Consider the following 20,400-nt stretch of genomic DNA (forward strand, 5'->3'; position numbering starts at 1 on the left):
TCTTCTAGGAGGAACAGTGCAGCATTCCGCTGCTCGAAGACACGGTGTGATGGCTCTGGGCTCCGCCGTCGTGGTGCTGAGCGGTGTCCTGTCGCCCGCCGCTCAAGCGGTGCCGACCGATCGACCGATGGTCGCGACGACGGCAAGCGATGCCCCGTCCACGCGGACCGTCACGTTGATCACCGGCGACAAGGTGACCGTCACCCCCGGGACGAACGGGGCGCCTGCGGCCGTGACGGTGCATCGCCGCGCGGGCGCCACCGGCTCGGTACGGACCACGACCGACGCGTCCGGCACCTACGTGTATCCCGACGACGCCGACGCCTATGTCGCTCAGGGGCTTCTCGACAAGCAACTCTTCAACGTCACCGCCCTCGTCGCCCAGGGATACGACGACGAGCACACGGCCGGACTGCCGCTGCTCGTCACCCGCACCCGCGACGCGGGCGCGTCGCGGCTCGCCGAAGCGGACCTGCCCGGCGTCACCGTCAAGCGCCAACTGACATCGGTTCGCGCCGAGGCGGTCGTCGTGGACCACGCCGAGACGGCGAGCCTGTGGGACACGCTGGTCGCGGCGGAGGGCGCGGCAGCCCGGAAGGGCGCCGAACAGCCGGCCTTACCCGCAGGGATCGACAAGATCTGGCTGGACGCCAAACTCAAGGCGACCCTCGCGGACAGCACGGCCCAGATCGGCGCGCCGCAGGTCTGGAACCAGGGCGCCATCGGCACCGGCGTGAAGGTGGCCGTACTCGACACAGGCATCGACGGCGGCCACCCGGATCTGGAGAAGCGCGTCGTCAGCAGCCGGAGCTTCATAGCCGACGAGGACATCGACGACGTGAACGGGCACGGCACCCACGTCGCCTCGACCATCGCCGGCACCGGCGCGGCCTCGGACGGCAAGGAGAAGGGCGTCGCACCGGGGGCGGACCTGGTCATCGGCAAGGTCCTCAACAGCAATGGAGCCGGTGCCACGTCCGGGATCATCGCCGCCATGGAGTGGGCGTCCAGGACCGAGCACGCCAGGATCATCAGCATGAGCCTGGGCAGTCAGTTCGCGCACACCCAGGACGATCTCACGAGCCGGAGCGTCAACGCCCTCAGCGCGGAAACGGGTGCGCTCTTCGTCATCGCCGCGGGCAACTCCGGGCCCGGCCCGTACACCGTGAACGCACCCGGAACGGCAGCCGCCGCGCTGACCGTCGGCGCGGTGGACTCCGCCGACCAGATCGCCGGCTTCTCCAGCAGCGGCCCGCGGGAGGGCGACGAGGGACTCAAGCCCGACGTGACCGCCCCCGGCGTGCGGGTGCTGGCCGCCCGCTCGCAGTACGCGCAGGGCGAGGGCCCCTACGTGACCTACTCCGGGACGTCCATGGCCACGCCGCACGTCGCCGGCGTCGCCGCGCTGCTCGCGCAGAAGCACCCCGACTGGACGGGGCAGCAGCTCAAGGACGCTCTGATGAGCACCAGCAAGTCGATGCCGGACACCCCCGCCTACCGCGGCGGCACCGGACGAGTCGACGCCTCCGCCGCCTTCGGCACGCAGATCGTCGCCACGGGCGCGGTCGACACCGGCCTGATCAAGTTCTCGCGTGACCCGCAGCCCGTCGAACGCCGTGTCACCTACACCAACCACGGCGACAGCCCGGTGACCCTGCGGCTCACGCTGGACCGGGGGCAGAGCCCCGACACCGTGTTCACCCTGGGCGCCGACCAGGTCACCGTACCGGCGCGCGGCAGCTCGTCGGTGAACCTCGTCGTCGACACCCGCGGCCTGGCCGTCGGCGGCTACACCGGACAGGTCGTCGCACGGGACGCCGCCGGCGCGGTGGCGGCGCACACCGTCCTGCACACCCGGACCGAACCCGAACGCCATGACATGACCTTCGTGGCGAAGGACCGTGACGGCGTGCCCCTCAGCGGCTGGGTCATGCTCAGGGGCACCAAGGATCACGAGGTCCGGTTGCTCCCGGTGCCCGATTCCGGGCGGCTGACCCTGCGTCTGCCCGGCGACACCTACTCCGCGATGATGTACCGGGCTGTCCGTGGGGCGCATGGACAGCACTCCCAGGGACTGGCCGTGCTGGGCGACCCGGAAGTCGAGCTGACGGCTGATCGGACGGTCATGTTCGACGCGACCCAGGCACGCCAGATGCGGGCAGTGACGCCCAAGCCGAGCATGCCGACGAACACCAGGGTCGAGTATTGGCGCTCGTTCGACGCCGCACGCCCCGAAGGGAACCTGAACGACTGGGTCGACAGCATCGAATTCGACACCTCCTACTACGACAGCCTCTGGGTGCAGCCGTCGCCGGAGAAGGCCAAGGTCGGCGGCTTCGACTTCACCACGAGGTGGCGGGCCCCGCAGACCCCGCTCACGGTCTCCCATGACGGTGCCGACCTGGACGTCATCGTTCAGAACGGCGCCAAGCCCCTTCCCGATGGGACGGCGAAGCTGGACGCCGTCTTCGCGGGCACGGGTACGGCGGCGGAGTACGCCCGCCTGTCCGCCAAGGGCAAGGCCGCCGTGGTGCGCTGGAGCGCCGCCGTCTCCCCGTCTCAGCGCGCCCAGGCCGCCCACGCCGCCGGCGTGAAATTGCTCCTCGTCGTCAACGAGCAATCGGCGCGCAGCAACCACTGGTACGGCAACCCCGACGGATCCCTCGGGCCGGTGGCGGTCGCATCGGTGAACCGGGACGAGGGTGAGGCGCTGATCGCCGAACTCTCCGCATCGCCCACCCGCAAGGTGCGCCTGCGAACGACGGCACACCCCGTCCCGTCATACCTGTACGACCTCGTCAGCCACCACACCGGCGGCATTCCCCAGGACGTCACCTACCGGGCCGACTCCCGGAACCTGGCACAGGTGAACGTCACCCTCGGGCGGGGCGAGGGGGAGCAGACCCAAGCCATGGAGACCCGGTCGGACGCTCCGCCCTACGCCTTCGGCTACGTCCGGAGCTTCCCCGCCGAGCCCGTGGCGCGCGGAGAGCGGACGGACTGGGTGTCCACGGACGGCGACTTCGCATGGCAGCAGAACGTGTCCGTCCCGGGCGTGGTGACCGAGACGTCCGAACCGGTCTCGTATCGCTCTCCCGGAACCCATGAGGAGAAGTGGCTCACGCCGATCATGCGTCCCCGCCTGCTCGGCAAGGATCTCCCGGTACGCCAGACCGGCTACATCGAATTCAAGACACGTGCCTGGGGAAGCAACGGAACAGCGCACTCCGGCGACGGAACCTACGGCCAGGGCCTGTCCCAGCGGACGGCGCTCTACCAGGGCGACACGCTGGTCGGCGAGTCGACGTACGACTACGGCTACGCCTGGGACCTGTCCCCGGAGCCGTTGCCGTATCGGCTCGTGACCGAAGCCGCCAACGACAACCCCTCGTTCAGCCGCTACTCCACCTCCACGCGCACCGAGTGGCGCTTCGTTTCCGAGGCGGCCGACGGCAAGGCCGTTCCGCTGGTGCAGCTCGACTACCGGGTCGATCTCGACGACGAGGGCAGGGCCCGCCGCAACGCGGACCTCACGCTCACCCCCTCGGTGGCCGGCGCCCCGCGGACCGACGTGTCCTCCCTGCGCCTTGAGATCTCCTACGACGACGGAGCCACCTGGCACCGGCAGAAGACCGTGCACCGCGGTGGCGTCTGGAAGGCCGACCTGGACGCGCCCCGCTCGGCGTCCTTCGTCTCGCTGCGCACCACCGCCAAGGACGAGACGGGAGGCTCGATCACCCAGACCGTCACCCGGGCCTACGGCCTGAGGTGACGAACGGTCCGGTGCCCCGGGGAACCGCGGCACCGGACCGACACCAGCTGGAGCGGCCGGTCTCGATGGTTCGGCGCTCCGTCAGTCCGGCTTGCTCAGCAGCCGTGTCACCCTCTCTCCCACCGTCTCGGTGAGGCGCCCCTCGCACTCCACGCCCAGCGCCACCGCCAGGTCCCTGCCGTGCAAGTCGGCGAGTGCCTCGGCCAGTTCCGCGAACGAGGTGGTCGCCGTGCGACCGCGTGCCACGCCCGTCGCCACCGTCGCCGCGCCGACCAGTGCCGCCGGCCACCACCAGACGGACAGCAAGAGGTACGCCAGGCCCCAGGCCGTGAGGCGGGCCGCCGAGGTCAAGGCCGTGCGTGCGGTGGTCAGCTCGGTCCGGGTGGTGTCGGGGGCGAGGAGCCACAGGTGCGGCCAGGAGAGGGTCAGATCCAGGCGATAGGCGCGCCAGACACGGCGGTCCGGGCCGGTGATCCTGTCACCGGTCCAGAACGGGTGCCGGGGAGGGACGAGGGAGATCCGGTTGCGGACGGCGTAGCGCAGTTCCGCCTGTTCCGTGAGGGCGGCGGTGTCGGCCGCGGCCGGGCTGCCGATGCGGGCGCGGCCCGCGGCCATCAGGGCCGCACGGTACTCGGCGTCAGCCGTCTGCCAGCGGCGCAGCCGGCGCTCGGTCAGGCGGCGGGTCAGCGGTCCGCGCGCCTCCACGAGCCAGACCTTCTCGATCAGGGCCCCGGCGGCCTGCGCGACGGTACCGGCCATCGCGGCCCCGGCCAGCACGGCGACCGCAGCCACCGCGAGGGCGCCCGCGCTGTGGGCGCCGGGGGAGGCCGCCAGGGAGTCCAGCCGCGTCCGCAGCCGCCCGAAGTCGTGCCAGTGGCTCTGGCCCAGGGTGACCGCCGTGGCCAGCGACACGAGGTACACCAGGCCGGGGATCGTCAGGAGCGCCAGCCAGCGTTCGGCGAGTCTCCCGCTGAGCGCGTTGAGGAACGCGCTCACGGGCGCAGCCCGATCTCGCGCAGTGGTCCGCCGAAGACGCGGCAGGCCGACGGTTCGCCGTCCTCGGGCGTCGGCGCCTCGACGCGGGCACAGCGGCCGCGCGGGCAGGCGAGGACGTAGAGCGAGGGACGGCCGGGTCCGGCGCCGGGGAAACTCTGGTAGGCGGGCGGGGTGTCCGTACGGTAGGAACCGAGGCCCGCGCTGTACCCGGCGGCGAGGAGCCGGTCCTCCAGTTCGTCGAAGGCGTCCTCGACCTCCGCGGGGGAACAGCCGTCGCGCACGCGGGAGATGATGTGCTCGACCAGGCGGTCTCCCTCCGCGCCGAGGTCCGGCATACCCGGTGCAGACGTCAGCCGGTGGCAGAGCGCCGCCAGCCGTTCGTGCCCCGGCCCGTCGGTCGCCGCGGTGGTTCTGCCGCTCCCGTCCCCGTCGCCGAGTCTGCTCACTGCCGCACCTCCTTCGATCAGCCGACCGCGCTCCCAGCATAACGAGCTTGCCGAATGGGCTACTTGGGTAGAATCGGGTTTTGGAGTTCCCGCTGTTGCGCATGGTCGAGAGCCGGCAGCGAGACACACGGGGGCCGGTGATGTCGGAGGCGTACGGAACGGCTGAGGACTCCACCCGGAGGGTGGCCGCGCTGATCGGACAGTTCCACCGCACGGGCGAGCGCGCTCCGCTGGACGCCGCCGTCGAGCTGTGCCGGGCGGCACTGGGCGAGGCGCCCGCGGCGGAACGGGTACGGAGGTTCTGGCGGGAGGCCCTGCGCTCCACGCTGGTGATGCGCTGGCAGTCCTTCCATCAACGGCCCGACCTGGACGACGCGATCGACCTGGGGCAGCTGCTGGCGGCCGGGAGCGCTCCCCACGAGCAGGATGTGCGTCTCCTGGGGTGCATGCTCGCGGACCGTTTCCGCCTCGACCGCGACCACGCGGACAGGGATGCGGCGATCTCGGTGCTGCGGCGAGCCGCCGGGATGCCTGCGGACGGTACGGAGCAACCGGCACTGACCTTCGACACCCTCGGCCTGATGCTGGCGGAGACGGGCAGCGCGGCCGACCTGGCGCAGGCGGAGCGGCTGCTGCGGCACGCCCTGAACCTGCTGGTCGACGAGGAACCGCAGAACGCGGCGGACATCCTCGCCACCCGGAACAACCTGGCGGGGGTCCTCGGCCGCGCCTTCGAGGACCACGGAACACCGTCCGCCGCGTACGAAGCCGTAGAGCTGCTGCGGTCGGTCCTGGCGGCGACGCCTCCCGGCTCGTCCCGCCGGACGCCGGTCCTGCTTCATTTCGCCGAGGCGCTGCGCAGGACGGCGGGCCTGACCTCGGCGGCGACCGACATCGAGGCGATGGTCGCCGCGGCCCGGGCGGCCCACGCGGCGACGCCGGCAGGGCATCCCGAGCGTCCGCGCGCCCTGGCGGCGCTGGGCGTGGCGCTGCGGATGGCGGCCGAGTACACCGAGGGGACCGGCCTGCTGCACGAGTCGGTCGAGGCGCTGCGCGAATCCGTGGAGACCACGAGCCGGGCCGATCCGACCCGTCCGGCCCGGCTGAACAGCCTCGGCAACGCCCTGTTCCGGCTCGGCGAACGCACCGGCGACGTGACGCTCCTCGACGAGGCCGTGCGCCACCTGCGCGAAGCCGTCACGGAGCAGTCCGCCGACGATCCGAGCCACTTCGGCCGCGTCGCGAACCTGGCCCTCGTCCTGCGCGAGCGCTATCGCCAGGTCGGCGACCTCACGACCCTGCGGGAGGCCGCCGACCTGGCCCGGCTGGCTCTGCGCTCCTCGCGGTCGACCCCGCACTCCGACACCAGGCTCGAGAGCCTCGGCGTCATCCTCCAGACCTGGTACGACCGGACCGCGGACGCCGACGCCGCCGCCGAGGCCGTGACAGCGGCGCGGCAGGTCCTGGCCCGGACCCACGAGGGCAGCACCGACCTCGCCAAGCGCCTGAACCACCTCGGCAACGCCCTGCACCAGCGCTACCGTTCCGAGGGCGACCCGGCAGACCTGGACGAGTCCATCGCCATCCTCGTCCGCGCCGTGGCGGAGACGCCCTACGGCGAACCGGAGCACGCGAGTTACCTGCACAACCTCGGGCTCACACAGCTCACCCTGGCCCGGGTGACCGAGGACGAGACACTGCTGAACCGGGCGGTGGCCACGCTCGGCCGCGCGGTCTACGCATCGCCCCCGGGCGCCGCCCACACCGCCAACTTCCTCCAGTCGTACGCCTCCTCGCTCCGCAGGCTGTACGAGGCCGGCGGCGACCCGGCTGTCCTGCGCGCCTCCGAGGACGCGTACCGGCAAGTCGCCGCGATCGAATCCCTCCCGGCCGCGTCCCGCGTCGCCGCGGCCTGTGACTGGGGCGCAGCCGCCGGTGAGGCAGGCCGCTGGGAGGAGGCCCTCGCCGGGTTCGAACTGGCCCTCGCCCTGCTGCCGTTCACCATCACCAGACGGCTGCGGCGAGGCGACCAGGAACACCGGCTCACCGGTGTCCAGGGGCTGGCCGCCGACGCCGCCGCGTGCGCCGTGCAGCTGGGCCGGCTGGACCACGCGATGCTGCTCCTCGAACAGGGGCGCGGTGTCCTGCTCGGCCGGACGATCGCCGCGCGCGCCGAACTGGAGCGGCTGCGCGCCGCGCACCCGGAGCTCGCCGCGGTCTTCGTCCAGTTGCGCGACCACATCGACGCGCTGGACCCGGGGATCACCGAGCAGGAGGCCGCCGGTCACGACTCCGACGCGCTGCACACCCTCGCGGCCCGGTGGGAGCGTCTGGTCGGCGAGATCCGCGCGCTGCCGGGTTTCGAGGAGTTTCTCGGCGCCCCGACGTACGAGGAGATCCTGGCGTGCGCCGCAGACGGTCCCGTGGTGGTGGCGTACTCCAGTGTCTACCGCAGCGACGCGCTGATCCTGCTCCCGGAAGGCATGCGGTCGGTGCCGCTGCCACGGGTGAGCCCCGCGGCGGTGGCGGAACAGGTGACGCGGCTCGACGAGGCGCTCGCCGCCGCGGCCTCGCCGACCGGGGAACGCAGCGCCCAGCAGGCGGTCGAGGGGGTGCTCGCCTGGACCTGGGACCGGGTGGCCGAACCGGTCCTCGGCCGGCTCGGGCTGCTCGGCCCGCCGGCCGACGGTGACGGGCCCCGGCTGTGGTGGTCGCCGGTCGGCGCGCTGGCCGCGCTGCCGCTGCACGCGGCCGGATATCACGGCGAGCCACCCGGTCGCCGGGCGCGGACCGTTCTCGACCTGGTGGTCTCGTCGTACACGCCGACCGTCCGCGCGCTGGCCTACGCACGACAGCGCGCGGCGGGCCCCGAGCCCGCCGGCGATCTGCTCGCCGTGGTCGTGCCCGACGCCCCCGGAACCCGCGCGCTCGGCGGCGTCCGCCGGGAGGTGAAGGAGCTGAGCGCGCTGCTGCCCACGGAGGTCGTCTCCGGTCCGCAGGCGACATTCGCCCATGTCCTGCGCGCGCTGCCCGCGTATCCGTACGTGCATTTCGCCTGCCACGGAGTGAGCGATCCGGACGCCCCGTCCCACGCCCGTCTCCTGGTCCACGACCACCAGCAGCATCCCCTGACCGTCCATCACATCTCGCGTCTGGAACTGCCGGACGCCCGGCTCGCCGTACTGTCCGCCTGCGAGACCGCGCGGGGCTCCGGGCGGCTCGCGGACGAGTCCATCCACATCACCTCCGCCTTCCAGGTCGCCGGCTACCCGCACGCGATCGGCACCCTGTGGCCGGTGCACGACGCGGTGGCGGGACGGGTGGCCAGGATTCTCTACCGCCAGTTGCGCGGTGACAGAGCCGCCGGGTCCTCGGGGCTCGACGCCGACCAGGCGGCTTTCGCACTCCACCGGGCGGTCCGGCAGTGCCGGACCACGTTCCGGGGCAGCCCCAGCCTGTGGGCCGCGCATGTGCACTCCGGAGCCTGACGATCCCACCGGGAAGGAGCTGGCCGCGACATGGCCCTCAAATGGCGCAGGAAGCGGGACGACGACGCGGGGCGGAACGAGCCGTCCCCGCCTCCGCCCCCGCTTCCCTCCCCGTCCCCGCCCCCGTTCGCGGAACTGGTCATGACCTTGGGAGGAGAGGACGGGCAGGAGGAGGAGATCGTCCGGGTCGCCATCCCGCCGCACGAGTTCTTCGGGATGAAGGCCAACGCCGCCTATGAACGCCTGGGGCCCCGCCACCCCGAGACCCTGCTGGCTTTCCGGCAGTACACGCGGGTGCTGGCGGGCATGGAGGGCCGCCGCGAAGAGGCCCGTGACCGGTTCATGGATCTGGTCCGCCTCCAGGCCGAGGAGCTCGGCTTCGTCCATGAGGACACCCTGACGACCGCCGCCGATCTGGCCGACCTCGTCCGGGACATGGGCGACTTCGTGAAGGCGGAGGAGATCTGGCGCAGCGTGTGGACCAGCCGGGGCGAACTGCTCGGGCTCGACCACCCGCAGACGCTGGACGCCGCGAACGGTCTGGCGAGGGTCTTGGAGGACCTGCGCCGTGAGGCGGAGGCCGTCGCGCTCCACCGGGACGTGCTGGAGCGCAGGACCCGCCTCCTCGGACCGGACGACCCGGCGGTGCTGGCGGACGCTGGGCGCCATGCCGCCGCACTGGGCAAGGCCGACCGATGGGACGAGGCCGAACCGGCCCTGCGTGAACTCATCGTCCGCCTGGAGCACGGCAACGAACAGGACGGCTCCGTCGGGCTCGCCGCTCGGGCCAACCTGGGCGCCGCCCTGTGCCGGCTGGGCCGCCTCGACGAGGCCGAGGTGGTGATGCGGGACGTCCTCGCCGCCCAGCGGCGGGCCAACGGCGCGGACCACCCGGAGGCGCTCGCCACGTGCAACAACCTCGCGGCCGTCCTGCACGCCCAACAACGGTACGCAGAGGCAGCGGCGATGCTGCGCGAGATCCTCGCGGCCACGGCCAGGAAACACGGGGACGGCCACCCGGAAACCGTGCACTCCCGCGACAACCTGGCCAACGTTCTGATCGACAACGGCGAGCGCGCCGAGGCCGCGCAACTCCTCGCCCGCTGCCGCGACGACTACACCCGTGTCTTCGGTCCGCACCATCCCCTGACCCGAAAGGCCGTCGAACGCCTCGACTGGCTGCGGGAGAATCCGACCTTGTAGCGGACCCGGAGCATGCGCGCCGACGTCACCGATGGGGCCGTTGACCGGGGAGTCGGCAGCGCGGCTGCTACGGCACCGGTACCTTCACCAGCCGTGCGTCGACGCCCCAGCGCATGAGGCCGGCCAACTGCTTCCACAGCCGCCGGGTGTCGACGTGCGAGGGGACGACCACGACCCGTGTCGGGTTGATGTGGGCCCGCAGGAAGGCTTTGACCTCGAGCTCGCTGACGGCGCCGGGCGCGGTGCCGCGGGCCTGGGCGAGCATGGCGCGCAGCGAGTCGCGGGTGGCGACGGCGCTGGGGTGGCCGCTCTCGCAGAGGCTTTCCACGGCGCCGGTGGTCCAGGCGGGGCCGGCCTGGGTGCCGAGGCTGGGCTTGTTGAGCTTCACCTTGGGCGGGGACTGTCCGGGAAGTGCTGGATTGCGCCACTTCATTTCGAAGTGGTAGACGTCGATGCTGTCGCCGGTGATGACGACGCCGATCCGGTCGATGCCGTTGTCGAGGTGGTTGTGGGCGCCCGGGACGACCCAGGTCATGGGCGGGACGTCCGGGGGGAGTCCAGTCGTCCAGAGTCGGGTGTCGACGAAGCTCTCGAACTCCTTGCCGTAGTTGTCGGCCCGCTGGACCACCGGCTGCACGGACGGTGCCGGGGCGGCCCCGGCCGCGTCGGCGGGTCGCAGGGTGACCTTCTCCAGCGCGGAGGCGGCGTCCGGCAGCGCGTCGATGACGGCCTCGAACGCCTGGACCGTACCCGCGCCGGCCATCAGCGCGCCGAGCGCGGGCGGGACGGCGTTCACCGCGGCGCCGGTGGCCGCTCCGGCAGCTGCCTGGGTGAGCATGCGTCGCATACCGCGGTCGAAGCCGTCGGACCAGGTCTGGTCGTGGGCCGCGGCGTCGACCGCGCTGCTCAGCCCGCCCACCGCCGCGCCCTCGGCCATCCTGGCGCCGGTGCCGGAGGCGAAGCCGCGGAAGGCGTTCGGGGCGGCGGTACGGGCCGCGTCCGCCGCGGCCTCGGCGAGTTCCGGCGCGGCCCGCAGGCCCTTGCCGACCGCCGGGCCGACGACGTTGAGCATGCCGTCGACGGCGCCGGTGACGAAGGCGGCCGCGCCGTCGGCGCCGACCACGTCGAACCGGTCGCCGCGGACCAGCTTCTGCGAGACGACCCGGGCCAGCGCGTTCGCGGCGGCGGCGCGGGCGGCGGCGAGCAGGATCATCTCGATGCCGCCGACGCCACCGGTCGCCACCCCGACCAGCAGGCCGACGGCCATGTCCACCGCGGTGGACACCGCGGCCTCCAGTTCGTCGCGGTAGGCGACGAACGCGGTGAGCGCGTCCTGGGTGCGGCCGGCCAGCCGGTCCAGCTCGGCCTCCTCCTCCGGGGTGGGCTTCCGCCCGCCGGCGGTGAAGCGCTCCTTGGCCACCTGGAGTTCCCGGTTCTCGTCGCCCAGCGTCTCGGCGCTGCCGGTGAGCGCCCCGACGCCGCTGCCCGACTCCCGGGCGACCGCGGCGTCCAGCCACACCGCGCGTTCCTGCGGCGTCAGGCCGCCGGGTTCGAGGACCAGCAGCACCTTGTTCCGGGTGGCGGTCGGCTGCCGCGCCAGCTTCGCCCCGAACGCGGCGTCGGTGGCCAGGCCGCGCCGGGTGCCCGCGTCGGCGAAGGACGTGACCAGGAAGACGAGGTAGTCGTCCATGCCGGGGTTGGCCATGGCGTAGTCGAGCCGGGCGGGCAGGTCGGCGAAGACATAACTGGCCAGCCAGCCCTTCTGGGAGTTGCCGGCGAACTGGCTGACGTACCGGTTGAGCGGGCTCCGGGTGTCGCCGTACGCCTCCCGGTACGCGGTGTACGCGGCGCCGGTGGAGTTCTTCAGCACGTCGAAGACGCCATCGCCGCCGTTGCCCCCCTCCGCGCGCAGCCGCCGTACCAGGGGATCGCCGAGGATGCCGGTGTTGTCGCCGACCCCGACCAGGGCGTTGAACCGGTCGCGCTGCTCCGCGTTCATGCCGCCGAAGGTGTCGTCGATGCTCCGCAGCCGTGGGTCCTTGGCCTCCATCGCCTTGCGGAAGGCGGCGAGCTGCGCGTCGTCGGCGTGGCTGACGGCATCGAAGATGAAGTCCGCGTCCGCCGTGGTGTAGCCGGCGGTGGCGATGCGGACGGTCTCGATCAGCCGGTCCGCGGGGGCGACCGTGCCGTCGATGAGCATCAGGGCGCGGGCCTTGGTGTGCAGCGAGGTCTCGCGCGCGAGGTACTGCTTGAGCGGCTCGTGGTACGAGGCCTCGAAATCCTTGCAGATCTTCGTCGCGTCCTCGCGCTGGAGGGCGTCGAAGAGAAGGCCCGCGTCGCTGGTGGCCTGGACCGTGGCGATCTTCACGTCGTCGGCGGCGCGAGGGGCGCCGTACGCCAGTACGGCGGCCGTCCGGAACCGCTCGGCGAACGTCGCGGCGAGCATCTCGGCCATCAGTGCCCCGCCGATCCGGCTGCTGCTGCCGTCGGGCAGGGTGGCGTCGGCCGGGTACTGGGCGCCGTAGCTGTCGGCGAACTCCCGCTCATTGGCCGCCCGGTCGCGGGCGATCTCCGGCGCGATCCGGCGTACCGCGGTCTGGTCGGTGAGTTTGCCGTGGACCGCCAGGAAGATCTTGTCGGCCGGACGCAGCGTGCCGAACTCCAGGTAGCACCGGGCGCGGACCGCGTCGTCCGCCGGCAGCGCCCGCAGGTCGTCGTCAAGGCTGCGGCTGAACTTCTCCCGGTACTTGGGCGCCAGCTCCGAGCGGTGGTCCTTCTGCATCAAGATGGCCCGCAGCACCCGCTCGCTGCTGCCCCGGTAGCCCACGAGCAGGCCGTAGAGGTCCTGCACCGCGTCATCGACACGACCGGGCGCAACATCGCGCTGCACTACCGGCCCGGCACCGGACACGGCTCCCTGGGCCGGGGCCGGCGCAGCCGCGTACCGGGCACTGACGGCCCGGTTCCCGGCCAGCGCCTGCAGCCGCAGCACCTCCACCGGCATGGCCCCGGCCGCGCCGACCGCCGGCCGCGCGACCGGCGCTCCCGTCCCGGACGCCCCGCAGGCACCATCCCGCACCAGCCTGCCGCCGTCGGCCGACCGCCCGGCCCGCGGGCTCCGACCGTGCTCACCCTCTACCTCGTGGCTGCTCGGCACGGCAACACGATAGGCGCCGACGACAAGGGCCGGACGTCCCCCGTATCGCCCCGTTCGGGCAGAAACCGCCGCCCTTCCGGGCAACCGCGCCCGCGCGCAGGTGACGGCCCTGCCGCAGCCCTTCGTACGGCGGCGGGTCGCGGCGGACAGGGTTGGGCGGTCGCACCAGGTCCGTGCCGTCGTCGAGCGTGAGTCGGCGCAGCTGGGAGCTTCAGCCACCGGACAGCAGGCGCCCGTCGGCGACCGAGCGGCCGGGGCCGGGTTACTTGGCCACCCACGCGCGCGTGGCCGTCCAGCCACGGTCGTCGACGCCGGTCAGCACGGCCTCCACGAACTCCCGCCGGTCCTCGTCATGATCGCGGAACCACAGGCCCAGCTGGTGCTGCGCGTCCGTGAGGTCGAACCGCGTGTACTGGGCGCGCGCGGCCAGCGCATCCTGTACGGCCTCGGTCACCGCCGACGGAATCACCGCGTCCGTGCCCGGCACGACGAGCACCGCCCGGCCCTCGTAGGCCCGCAGCATCTGAAGCGCGGGCGCCTGCCGCCAGCTGTCCGGTTGCCGGATGATCTCGCTGAACCGGCCGTTCCCGTCCCCGAAGGGCACGTCCCACGCTTCGGCCGCGTACACGGCGGGCGCGCACAGCCCCAGCGCCGCCACCCGATCCCCGTAATGCCGGACGAGATCCGCCACCGTCTGCCCGCTCATGCTGAACCCCACCAGGACCAGCGGCCCGTCCGCCCCCGCGTACGCATTGATCACCGCGACGGCCTGCTCGAACCGTCGCCGCAGGCTCAACTCGCGCAGTTTGCCGGTGCTTTCGCCGTGCCCGGAGAAGTCCAAGGCGACCCCTCGGCAATCGAGGGTCACGAACTCCCGCACCAGCGGAAGCAATCGCTCCGTGCTGCTGGTGCCTGCGCCATGCAGCACCACGGCGGTGACCCCGGACGGATCACCGCCGTACACACCGCTGAGTCGTTCACCGTCGTGGTCGTGCGTGAAGTCGAAGAGCATGCCCTCTATTCACTCACGTCGTGGCTTCTGCGCTGCGAGGTCGATCGGGAGGCGTGACGCCACTGCCACGCCTCCCGCCGGACATCATCAGGCAGCTGGGCCAGGAGTGCCCTGAGCCTGCCCGGGACCCCTCTATGCACCATGCGTATACGTGCTGTGTATAGTCGCGTCTGCGCGCACGACCGAACGGTCGCGGCACTCGCCGCACCCCGTTGCGCGCCCACACCACCGGCGCGAAGCCACCACGGAGGGGGACACCGTCATGCCCGCAGCACCCGGCACCACGAGCGCCACGCCCAGGAGAACGAGCCGGATCCGGCCCGGGATCGCCTCCGCACTCGCCGTGATGTCGCTTGCCGCCCTCGGCCTCACGGGCTGCTCGGCCGACTCCACCTCCGACTCCGAGGCCCGCGCAGTCGCCCCGAAGGACACCGCGGCCTCCACCGGAGGCACCAAGGAGCCCAGCTCCACGGGAGGGGACGGAAAGCCCGCCTCCGCCGCACCCGACCCGGGCCCCACCAAGCCGCCCGTCGACTGCGCGAAGGCCAAGTGCATCGCCCTCACATTCGACGCCGGCCCCGGGAAGGACACCCCCGAGCTCCTCGACATCCTCAAGAGGGAGAAGGTCCACGCCACCTTCTTCCTGCTGGGCAAGAACCACGTGCTCAAGTACCCGCAGACCGTCCGCCGTCTCGCCGACGAGGGCCATGAGGTGGCCAACCACACCTGGTCCCACCCGCGGCTCGACACTCTCGGCAAGGACGCGATACGCGACGAACTGACCCGCACTCAGGACGCGATAGCCGAGATCACCGGCGAGAAGCCCACCCTGATGCGCCCGCCGCAGGGCCGCACCAACGAGAACGTCGCCGCCGTCACCAAGGAGCTCGGCCTCTCCCAGGTGCTGTGGACCACGACCGCGAAGGACTACTCGACCACCGACTCCGCCCTGATCACGAAGCGCACCCTCGACCAGGCCGGCCGGGACGGAATCATCCTGCTGCACGACATCTACGACGGCACCGTGCCCGCCGTACCCGGCATCATCGCCGAGCTGAAGAAGCGCGGTTACACCTTCGTCACGGTCTCCGAACTCCTGCACCCCGCCGAGCCGGTGCCCGGAGCGGTGTATCGCGGCGGGCCCACCCTTCGCTGAGACGGGACCGGACCACTACTCCACGGACGTCACTCATCCGCCTGCTGCCTTCTGACCTTGCCACGGACTGAACGCTTCAGGGCAGCGCCAAGCTGTTGTCGGTGGTCAGGCCGCTGAGCTTTTCGGGGTTGACCTGGAAGCGCAGGTTCTGGATGCGGCCGTCGGCGAGGTCGAAGGAGAGCGCGCCGACCGTGTGGCCGTCGAGGGCGGCCAGGACGCCGAGTTCGCCGTTGATGACGACCGCTTCCATGGTCAGGGCTGCCAGTTCGGGCTTGGCCAGGAAGCCCACGAGCCAGCGCGCGACGCGGTCGGCGCCGTGGAGCGGGCGGCGGGCCGCGGTGACCTTGCCGCCGCCGTCGGACCAGGCGGTGACCTCGGGGGCGAGCAGCTCCATCACGGCGTTCAGGTCGCCGCCCGCGCAGGCCTTCATGAACTGGGCGGTGACCTGCCGGCGCCGGGTCTGGTCGGCGTCGAAGCGGGGGCGGCGGGCCTGGACGTGCGCGCGTGCGCGGTGGGCGATCTGGCGGACCGTCGGCTCGGCGCGTTCGAGGGTTTCGGCGATCTCGGCGTGCGAGTAGCCGAAGACCTCGCGGAGCAGGAAGACGGCGCGTTCGACGGGGCTGAGGGTCTCCAGGACGACCAGCATCGCGGTGGAGACGCTGTCGGTCAGTTCGGCATCCGCGGCGATGTCGGGGGAGGTCAGCAGCGGCTCGGGGAGCCACGGGCCGACGTAGGTCTCGCGGGTTGCCCGTACGGAGGTGAGGCGGTTCAGCGAGAGGTTGGTGACCGTCCGCACCAGGTAGGCCTTGGGGTGGCGGACCGAGTCGTGGTCCACTGCGCTCCAGCTCAGCCAGGCGTCCTGGAGGACGTCCTCGGCGTCGGTGACGCTGCCCAGCATGCGGTACGCGGTGGCGAACAGAAGCCTGCGATGTTCGAAGTACGGGTCCGGCTCGTCCCTGGCGTCGACCATCGGCTCATGCTGCCAGCGCCGAAACCGGGGGGCAAGGCCCGAGATCACGGCGCTGGGAGCCGATGCGCCCTTCATGCCGCGGGCCTGCGGGTGGCGCGGCCGCCCCTGGAGACGATGGTGGTGACGTTCACGCGCTTGCTGAATCGGTAGGTCGTGAGCGGGCTGCCGCTGACCGTCTCCTTGTACGCGACGGCGCTCCGGCCGGTGAGGTGCATGCGGCGGGGGGTCTCGTCGGCCCTGGTGAACTGGATGACGGCATCACGGCGGCCGAGACTGACCGGCTGGTGGAAGTAGCCGAAGCGGAACGGCTTGACGGCCTTGCCGCGCACGAGCCGCGCGATCGTGTCGGCGGTGTACTGGGCGGTGGGCAGGCCGCTCTGGCAGGTGCCGTGGAGCTGTCCCCAGGCCAGCCGGACGGCGGCGGCGTCGCCGATGGCGTGGATCTCCGGGTGGGAGACCGAACGCAGGGTGGCGTCGACCAGGATGAGGCCGCGGGCGTCGGTGGCGATCCCGGCGTCGGCGGCGAGCGGCGACACCTTGACGCCGGTGGTCCACAGGCAGGCGTCGGAGCGGGCGAGCCGGCCGTCGGCCAGTTCGACGGCGTCGGGCAGCACTTTGGTGACGCGCGTGCCGGTCTCGAGAGTGACGCCGAGGCGGTCCAGCGCGCCGTGGAGGTAGGCGCGGGCCTTGGGACCCATCATGCCGCCGGGCTCGTCCAGGCTGATCAGCGTGACGTTCAGGGCGGGGTGGCTCTCGGCGATCTCGGTGGCCGCCTCGATGCCGGTCAGGCCGCCGCCGCAGACGGTGACCGCGCCGCCGGACGCGGCGATCTCGGTGAGGCGCGTGGCGAACCGACCGGCGACCGCAGGGTTGTTGAGGGTGAACGCGTGGGTGTCGGCGCCGGGGACCTGGCCGGTGTCGGTCGAGCTGCCCAGCGCGTAGACCAGTGTGTCGTACCCGAGGGTCTCGGTACCGTCGACGGTGATCTGCCGGGCCTCGGGGTCGATGGCGGTGGCGGCGCCCTGGACGAACATGACGCCGGTCCCGGCGAGCAGGTCGGGGATCTGATGGTCGGCCAGCTCCTGACCGGCGGCGATCTGGTGCATCCGCAGCCGCTCGACGAACCGGCTAGAAGGGTTGACCAGGGTGATCGTCACGTCGGTCCGGCGAGTGCGGTGGGCCAGCCGGATGGCGCTGAACAAGCCCGTGTAGCCGGCTCCTAGGATGACGATGCGGTGGCCGTTGTTCATCGGATCTCCCAAGGTCGGGCACCGGCTTCGGTGCCGGTGACGGCCATGGGACAAGCACCCCGCACTGGACGTGACAGGTCGCTAGTGTGAGCCACATCACGCAATGCTCGCTGTCGGCGCGCTGGCAAGAACCCCGTCGGTTTCCTCGCGGTACCGGGCCGCCCGCGGAGAATTTCAGAAAGCAGGCCTGAGGGTGGTCGCAGGCGGACACGGGCGGCAACCGGATGCGAGGAACCACCGCTGGATCAGATGCAGGCCGTGTCCGGATGCCGACCATCTTCCCCAACCTCCCTACTGGGCAGGGGATTTGATCTCCGTCCATGGGATTGAGCATGGACACGGCTAGACACTACCGTCGCAGGTACGTCGGTAGGGGGGCGGTGGACGCGGACATGACTGCGGTGCGCGGCTCCGGATCCGACTCCCACTCCGCGAGTCGGTCGATTCGGCGTGTCGAAGACACGACGGGTGCCGCGCGTGCCGCCGGTGCGTGGTGGCACAGACCGGTGCGGGCTGCCAAGGGGATCGCGGGTGTTGTCGGGGCCGTCTGCGTCTGGGAGATCCTGCGCGCCACCTCGGTTCTGCCGGAGGCCAACGCTCCGTCCGTACGCGCGATCTCGTCCGCGCTGTTCCACGAGATCGGCGAGGGTCCGCTTGCCACGGCCGCGGCGCAGACCGCGTACGCGTGGGCCGTCGGCTTCGCCACCGCGGCGTCGATCGGCGTACTGCTCGGCACGCTGGTGGGACTCTCGCGGTGGGCGGATGCGGCCACCGGGCCGCTCTTCAACTTCCTTCGGCCGATTCCGGCGGTGGCGCTGGTACCGGTGGCCATCGTGCTGCTGGGACTCGGGCTGCGCATGCAGACCTTCCTCATCAGCTTCGCCTCGGTGTGGCCGGTGGTGTTCAACACGCGTTACGGCGTGCGGAACGTGGATCCTCTCCACCTCGACAGCGGGCGGATCCTGGGACTGCGCCGACTCGCTCTCGTCCGGCGGGTCGTCCTGCCCGGCGCATTGCCGGCCGTCTTCACAGGACTGCGGCTGGCCGCCTCCATCGCGGTGGTCGTCACCGTGGTCAGCGAACTGGTCGCCTCCGGTACCGGCCTGGGGCACTATGTCGACCTGCACCAGCAGGTCGGCGACATGCCCGAGGCGTACGCGGGGATCGTCGCCGCCGGGACGATCGGGTATCTCGTGAACGCCGCCGTGCTCGCGGCCGACCGCCTGACCGTCCGCTGGCGCGCCATCACGGTGGGAGGCGACCGGTGAGCCGCGTCCAGGGCCGGTCCCGCCGGAGCCGCCAGACCTGCCGGTCCCGCCGGACCCGCCAGTCCCGCCGAGTCCGCCGGGCTCGTCGGGCCGTCGGCGTGGTGACCACCCTCGCGGTACTGGGGATGTGGGAGGCGGTGGGGCGATCGGGCTCCGTCATGTTCCTGGAGCCCTTCTCCGTCGCCGCCCGCGGAGCCTGGGACCTCGTCTCCGGCCCCGGTCTGCGCCGGGACGTGCTGCCGTCGGTCGCTCGTACCGTGGTCGGCTTCTTCATCGGATCGTCGCTCGGCGTCGCCGCCGGCCTGCTGCTCGGCCACTTCCGTGCACTCGACCCGTGGGTACGCCCGGTCCTGGAGTTCCTCAGGGCCGTTCCTCTCCCCGCCGTGCTCCCCGTCGCCGTGCTCGCCTTCGGCCCGAACTCCGGTACGCGGGTGGGCCTGATCGCGCTCGGAGCCGTGTGGCCCGTCCTGCTCAACACCATGGACGGGGCTCGGACGGTCGACGCGGGCTTCGTGGACGCGGCGCGTGCGGCGCACGTCGGACGGTGGCGGGTGGTGAGCCGGGTGATCTGGCCGGCCTGTCTGCCGCAGGTCTTCGCGGGGCTGCGGATCGCCCTCGGCATCTCACTGATCATGATGGTGATCAGTGAGATGGTCGCCTCGACGAGTGGTCTGGGCTTCTTCGTGCTGCAGGCCCAACGGGCGTACGCCTTCCAGGACATGTACGCCGGCGTCCTCGTCCTGGGCCTGCTCGGTGGCCTGTTCACCCTGCTGTTCAGCGTTGTCGAGTACCACGTGCTGGCCTGGTACGAGGGGCAGAAGGGAATCGGCCGTGGCTGAGGGGGACTTAGCCCGGGACACCGGGGCGGCGTCCGGGCGCACTGTGCTGGAGGTGGACCGGCTGGCGAAGGTGTACGCCGCATCCCGCTCGTCCGGCACCGGCACCGGCACCGAGGCGATCGCCGACCTGACGTTCAGCGCCGCCCGGGGTGAGTTCGTGGTGCTGGTCGGCCCCTCCGGATGCGGCAAGACGACACTGCTGCGCTGTCTCGCCGGACTCGACAAGCCGTCCTCCGGCGCGATCCGGCTGGACGGGCGGGCCGTGCAAGACGTACAGCATTCCCTCGCCGTGGTCTTCCAGGAGTACACGCGCAGCCTGTTCCCCTGGCTCTCCGTGCGCCGCAACGTCGAGTTCGGGCTGCATGCCCTGCACCGCCGGGAGCGCGCCGCCCGGGCGGCCGACTCTCTGGGGCACGTCGGGCTCACCGAGTTCGCGGACCACTATCCGTGGCAGTTGTCCGGGGGCATGCAGCAGCGCGTGGCGATCGCCCGGGCCATCGCCTCCCGGCCGTCGTATCTGCTGATGGACGAGCCCTTCGCCTCCGTGGACGCGCAGACCCGTGCCCAACTGGAGTCCATGGTCCTGGATCTGTGGCGTGAGTTCGGCTGGACCGTCCTGCTCGTCACCCACGACATCGACGAGGCGATCTTCATGGCGGACCGGGTGCTGGTCCTGTCGCGCCGTCCCAGCCGTGTGCTGCGCACCGTGACGGTGGACCTCGATCGGCCCCGCGATCAGGTGGAGACACGGGCCCTCCCGGAGTTCCAGCAGTACCGCAAGGAGATCTTCGGACTCATCGGAACGGCGGGATGAACGTCCACCCGCGCTCCCACTTCTGACCC

At 72.0% G+C, this 20,400-nt stretch carries 13 protein-coding genes; 7 read left to right on the forward strand and 6 right to left on the reverse strand.

The window, feature by feature from the left end; translation table 11 throughout:
* Window positions 1-49 precede the first annotated feature (49 nt).
* Complete coding sequence (locus tag ACWCPF_RS32745; protein WP_451048729.1) at window positions 50-3,772, forward strand: S8 family serine peptidase; 3,723 nt, start codon at window positions 50-52, stop codon at window positions 3,770-3,772.
* Between the two features lie 81 nt (window positions 3,773-3,853).
* On the opposite strand, the gene ACWCPF_RS32750 is transcribed toward ACWCPF_RS32745, so the two are convergent.
* Both ACWCPF_RS32750 and ACWCPF_RS32755 read right to left on the reverse strand, forming a co-directional pair.
* Window positions 3,854-4,768 (reverse strand): hypothetical protein, encoded by a 915-nt coding sequence (locus tag ACWCPF_RS32750; RefSeq protein WP_451048730.1) that lies wholly within the window; start codon window positions 4,766-4,768, stop codon window positions 3,854-3,856.
* Window positions 4,765-5,214, reverse strand: a complete 450-nt coding sequence (locus ACWCPF_RS32755; RefSeq protein WP_451048731.1) for a hypothetical protein — start codon at window positions 5,212-5,214, stop codon at window positions 4,765-4,767. The genes ACWCPF_RS32750 and ACWCPF_RS32755 overlap by 4 nt, the downstream gene beginning before the upstream one ends.
* An 80-nt stretch (window positions 5,215-5,294) precedes the next feature.
* On the opposite strand from ACWCPF_RS32755, the gene ACWCPF_RS32760 reads away from it, so the two are divergent.
* Together ACWCPF_RS32760 and ACWCPF_RS32765 are read left to right on the forward strand one after the other, a co-directional pair.
* Window positions 5,295-8,702: a CHAT domain-containing protein gene (locus tag ACWCPF_RS32760; protein WP_451048732.1), complete on the forward strand. Its 3,408-nt coding sequence runs from the start codon at window positions 5,295-5,297 to the stop codon at window positions 8,700-8,702.
* A 141-nt stretch (window positions 8,703-8,843) separates the two neighbouring features.
* On the forward strand, window positions 8,844-9,905 hold the full coding sequence (locus ACWCPF_RS32765) for a tetratricopeptide repeat protein (RefSeq protein ID WP_451048733.1): 1,062 nt from the start codon (window positions 8,844-8,846) through the stop codon (window positions 9,903-9,905).
* Between the two features lie 67 nt (window positions 9,906-9,972).
* On the opposite strand, the gene ACWCPF_RS32770 is transcribed toward ACWCPF_RS32765, so the two are convergent.
* Both ACWCPF_RS32770 and ACWCPF_RS32775 read right to left on the reverse strand, forming a co-directional pair.
* The gene (locus ACWCPF_RS32770) at window positions 9,973-13,062 is read right to left on the reverse strand and encodes a hypothetical protein (RefSeq protein ID WP_451048734.1); all 3,090 of its coding nucleotides are present in this window, start codon (window positions 13,060-13,062) and stop codon (window positions 9,973-9,975) included.
* 262 nt (window positions 13,063-13,324) lie between these two features.
* On the reverse strand, window positions 13,325-14,074 hold the full coding sequence (locus ACWCPF_RS32775; protein WP_451048735.1) for an alpha/beta hydrolase: 750 nt from the start codon (window positions 14,072-14,074) through the stop codon (window positions 13,325-13,327).
* A 262-nt stretch (window positions 14,075-14,336) separates the two neighbouring features.
* Here ACWCPF_RS32775 and ACWCPF_RS32780 point away from each other — a divergent pair, with 262 nt between their 5' ends.
* Window positions 14,337-15,230, forward strand: coding sequence for a polysaccharide deacetylase family protein (locus ACWCPF_RS32780; protein ID WP_451048736.1), 894 nt, complete (start codon window positions 14,337-14,339; stop codon window positions 15,228-15,230).
* A 76-nt stretch (window positions 15,231-15,306) separates the two neighbouring features.
* Here ACWCPF_RS32780 and ACWCPF_RS32785 read toward each other — a convergent pair whose 3' ends face one another.
* Together ACWCPF_RS32785 and ACWCPF_RS32790 are read right to left on the reverse strand one after the other, a co-directional pair.
* Window positions 15,307-16,200 carry an RNA polymerase sigma-70 factor gene (locus ACWCPF_RS32785; protein WP_451048737.1) on the reverse strand — a complete coding sequence of 298 codons (894 nt, stop codon included), beginning with the start codon at window positions 16,198-16,200 and terminating at the stop codon, window positions 15,307-15,309.
* A 71-nt stretch (window positions 16,201-16,271) separates the two neighbouring features.
* The gene (locus tag ACWCPF_RS32790; protein ID WP_451048738.1) at window positions 16,272-17,450 is read right to left on the reverse strand and encodes an NAD(P)/FAD-dependent oxidoreductase; all 1,179 of its coding nucleotides are present in this window, start codon (window positions 17,448-17,450) and stop codon (window positions 16,272-16,274) included.
* Between the two features lie 506 nt (window positions 17,451-17,956).
* Between ACWCPF_RS32790 and ACWCPF_RS32795 the strand changes: the two genes are divergently transcribed.
* The 3 genes from ACWCPF_RS32795 to ACWCPF_RS32805 all read left to right on the forward strand — a co-directional run bounded on the left by ACWCPF_RS32795 (window position 17,957) and on the right by ACWCPF_RS32805 (window position 20,371).
* Window positions 17,957-18,718, forward strand: coding sequence for an ABC transporter permease (locus ACWCPF_RS32795; RefSeq protein ID WP_451048739.1), 762 nt, complete (start codon window positions 17,957-17,959; stop codon window positions 18,716-18,718).
* Between the two features lie 101 nt (window positions 18,719-18,819).
* Window positions 18,820-19,557 (forward strand): ABC transporter permease, encoded by a 738-nt coding sequence (locus ACWCPF_RS32800; protein WP_451048740.1) that lies wholly within the window; start codon window positions 18,820-18,822, stop codon window positions 19,555-19,557.
* Complete coding sequence (locus ACWCPF_RS32805; RefSeq protein ID WP_451048741.1) at window positions 19,550-20,371, forward strand: ABC transporter ATP-binding protein; 822 nt, start codon at window positions 19,550-19,552, stop codon at window positions 20,369-20,371. Before ACWCPF_RS32800 ends, ACWCPF_RS32805 begins: the two co-directional genes overlap by 8 nt.
* Window positions 20,372-20,400 lie beyond the last annotated feature (29 nt).

The sequence above is a fragment of the Streptomyces sp. NPDC001858 genome, from assembly GCF_053594615.1.

What these genes read in the sequence shown, in the direction of transcription:
- ACWCPF_RS32745 (WP_451048729.1), top strand. Translation starts at nt 50, where the DNA reads ATGGCTCTGGGCTCCGCCGTCGTGGTGCTGAGCGGTGTCCTGTCGCCC.
- ACWCPF_RS32790 (WP_451048738.1), bottom strand. Translation starts at nt 17,450, where the DNA reads ATGAACAACGGCCACCGCATCGTCATCCTAGGAGCCGGCTACACGGGC.
- ACWCPF_RS32765 (WP_451048733.1), top strand. Translation starts at nt 8,844, where the DNA reads ATGACCTTGGGAGGAGAGGACGGGCAGGAGGAGGAGATCGTCCGGGTC.
- ACWCPF_RS32785 (WP_451048737.1), bottom strand. Translation starts at nt 16,200, where the DNA reads ATGGTCGACGCCAGGGACGAGCCGGACCCGTACTTCGAACATCGCAGG.
- ACWCPF_RS32780 (WP_451048736.1), top strand. Translation starts at nt 14,337, where the DNA reads ATGCCCGCAGCACCCGGCACCACGAGCGCCACGCCCAGGAGAACGAGC.
- ACWCPF_RS32775 (WP_451048735.1), bottom strand. Translation starts at nt 14,074, where the DNA reads ATGCTCTTCGACTTCACGCACGACCACGACGGTGAACGACTCAGCGGT.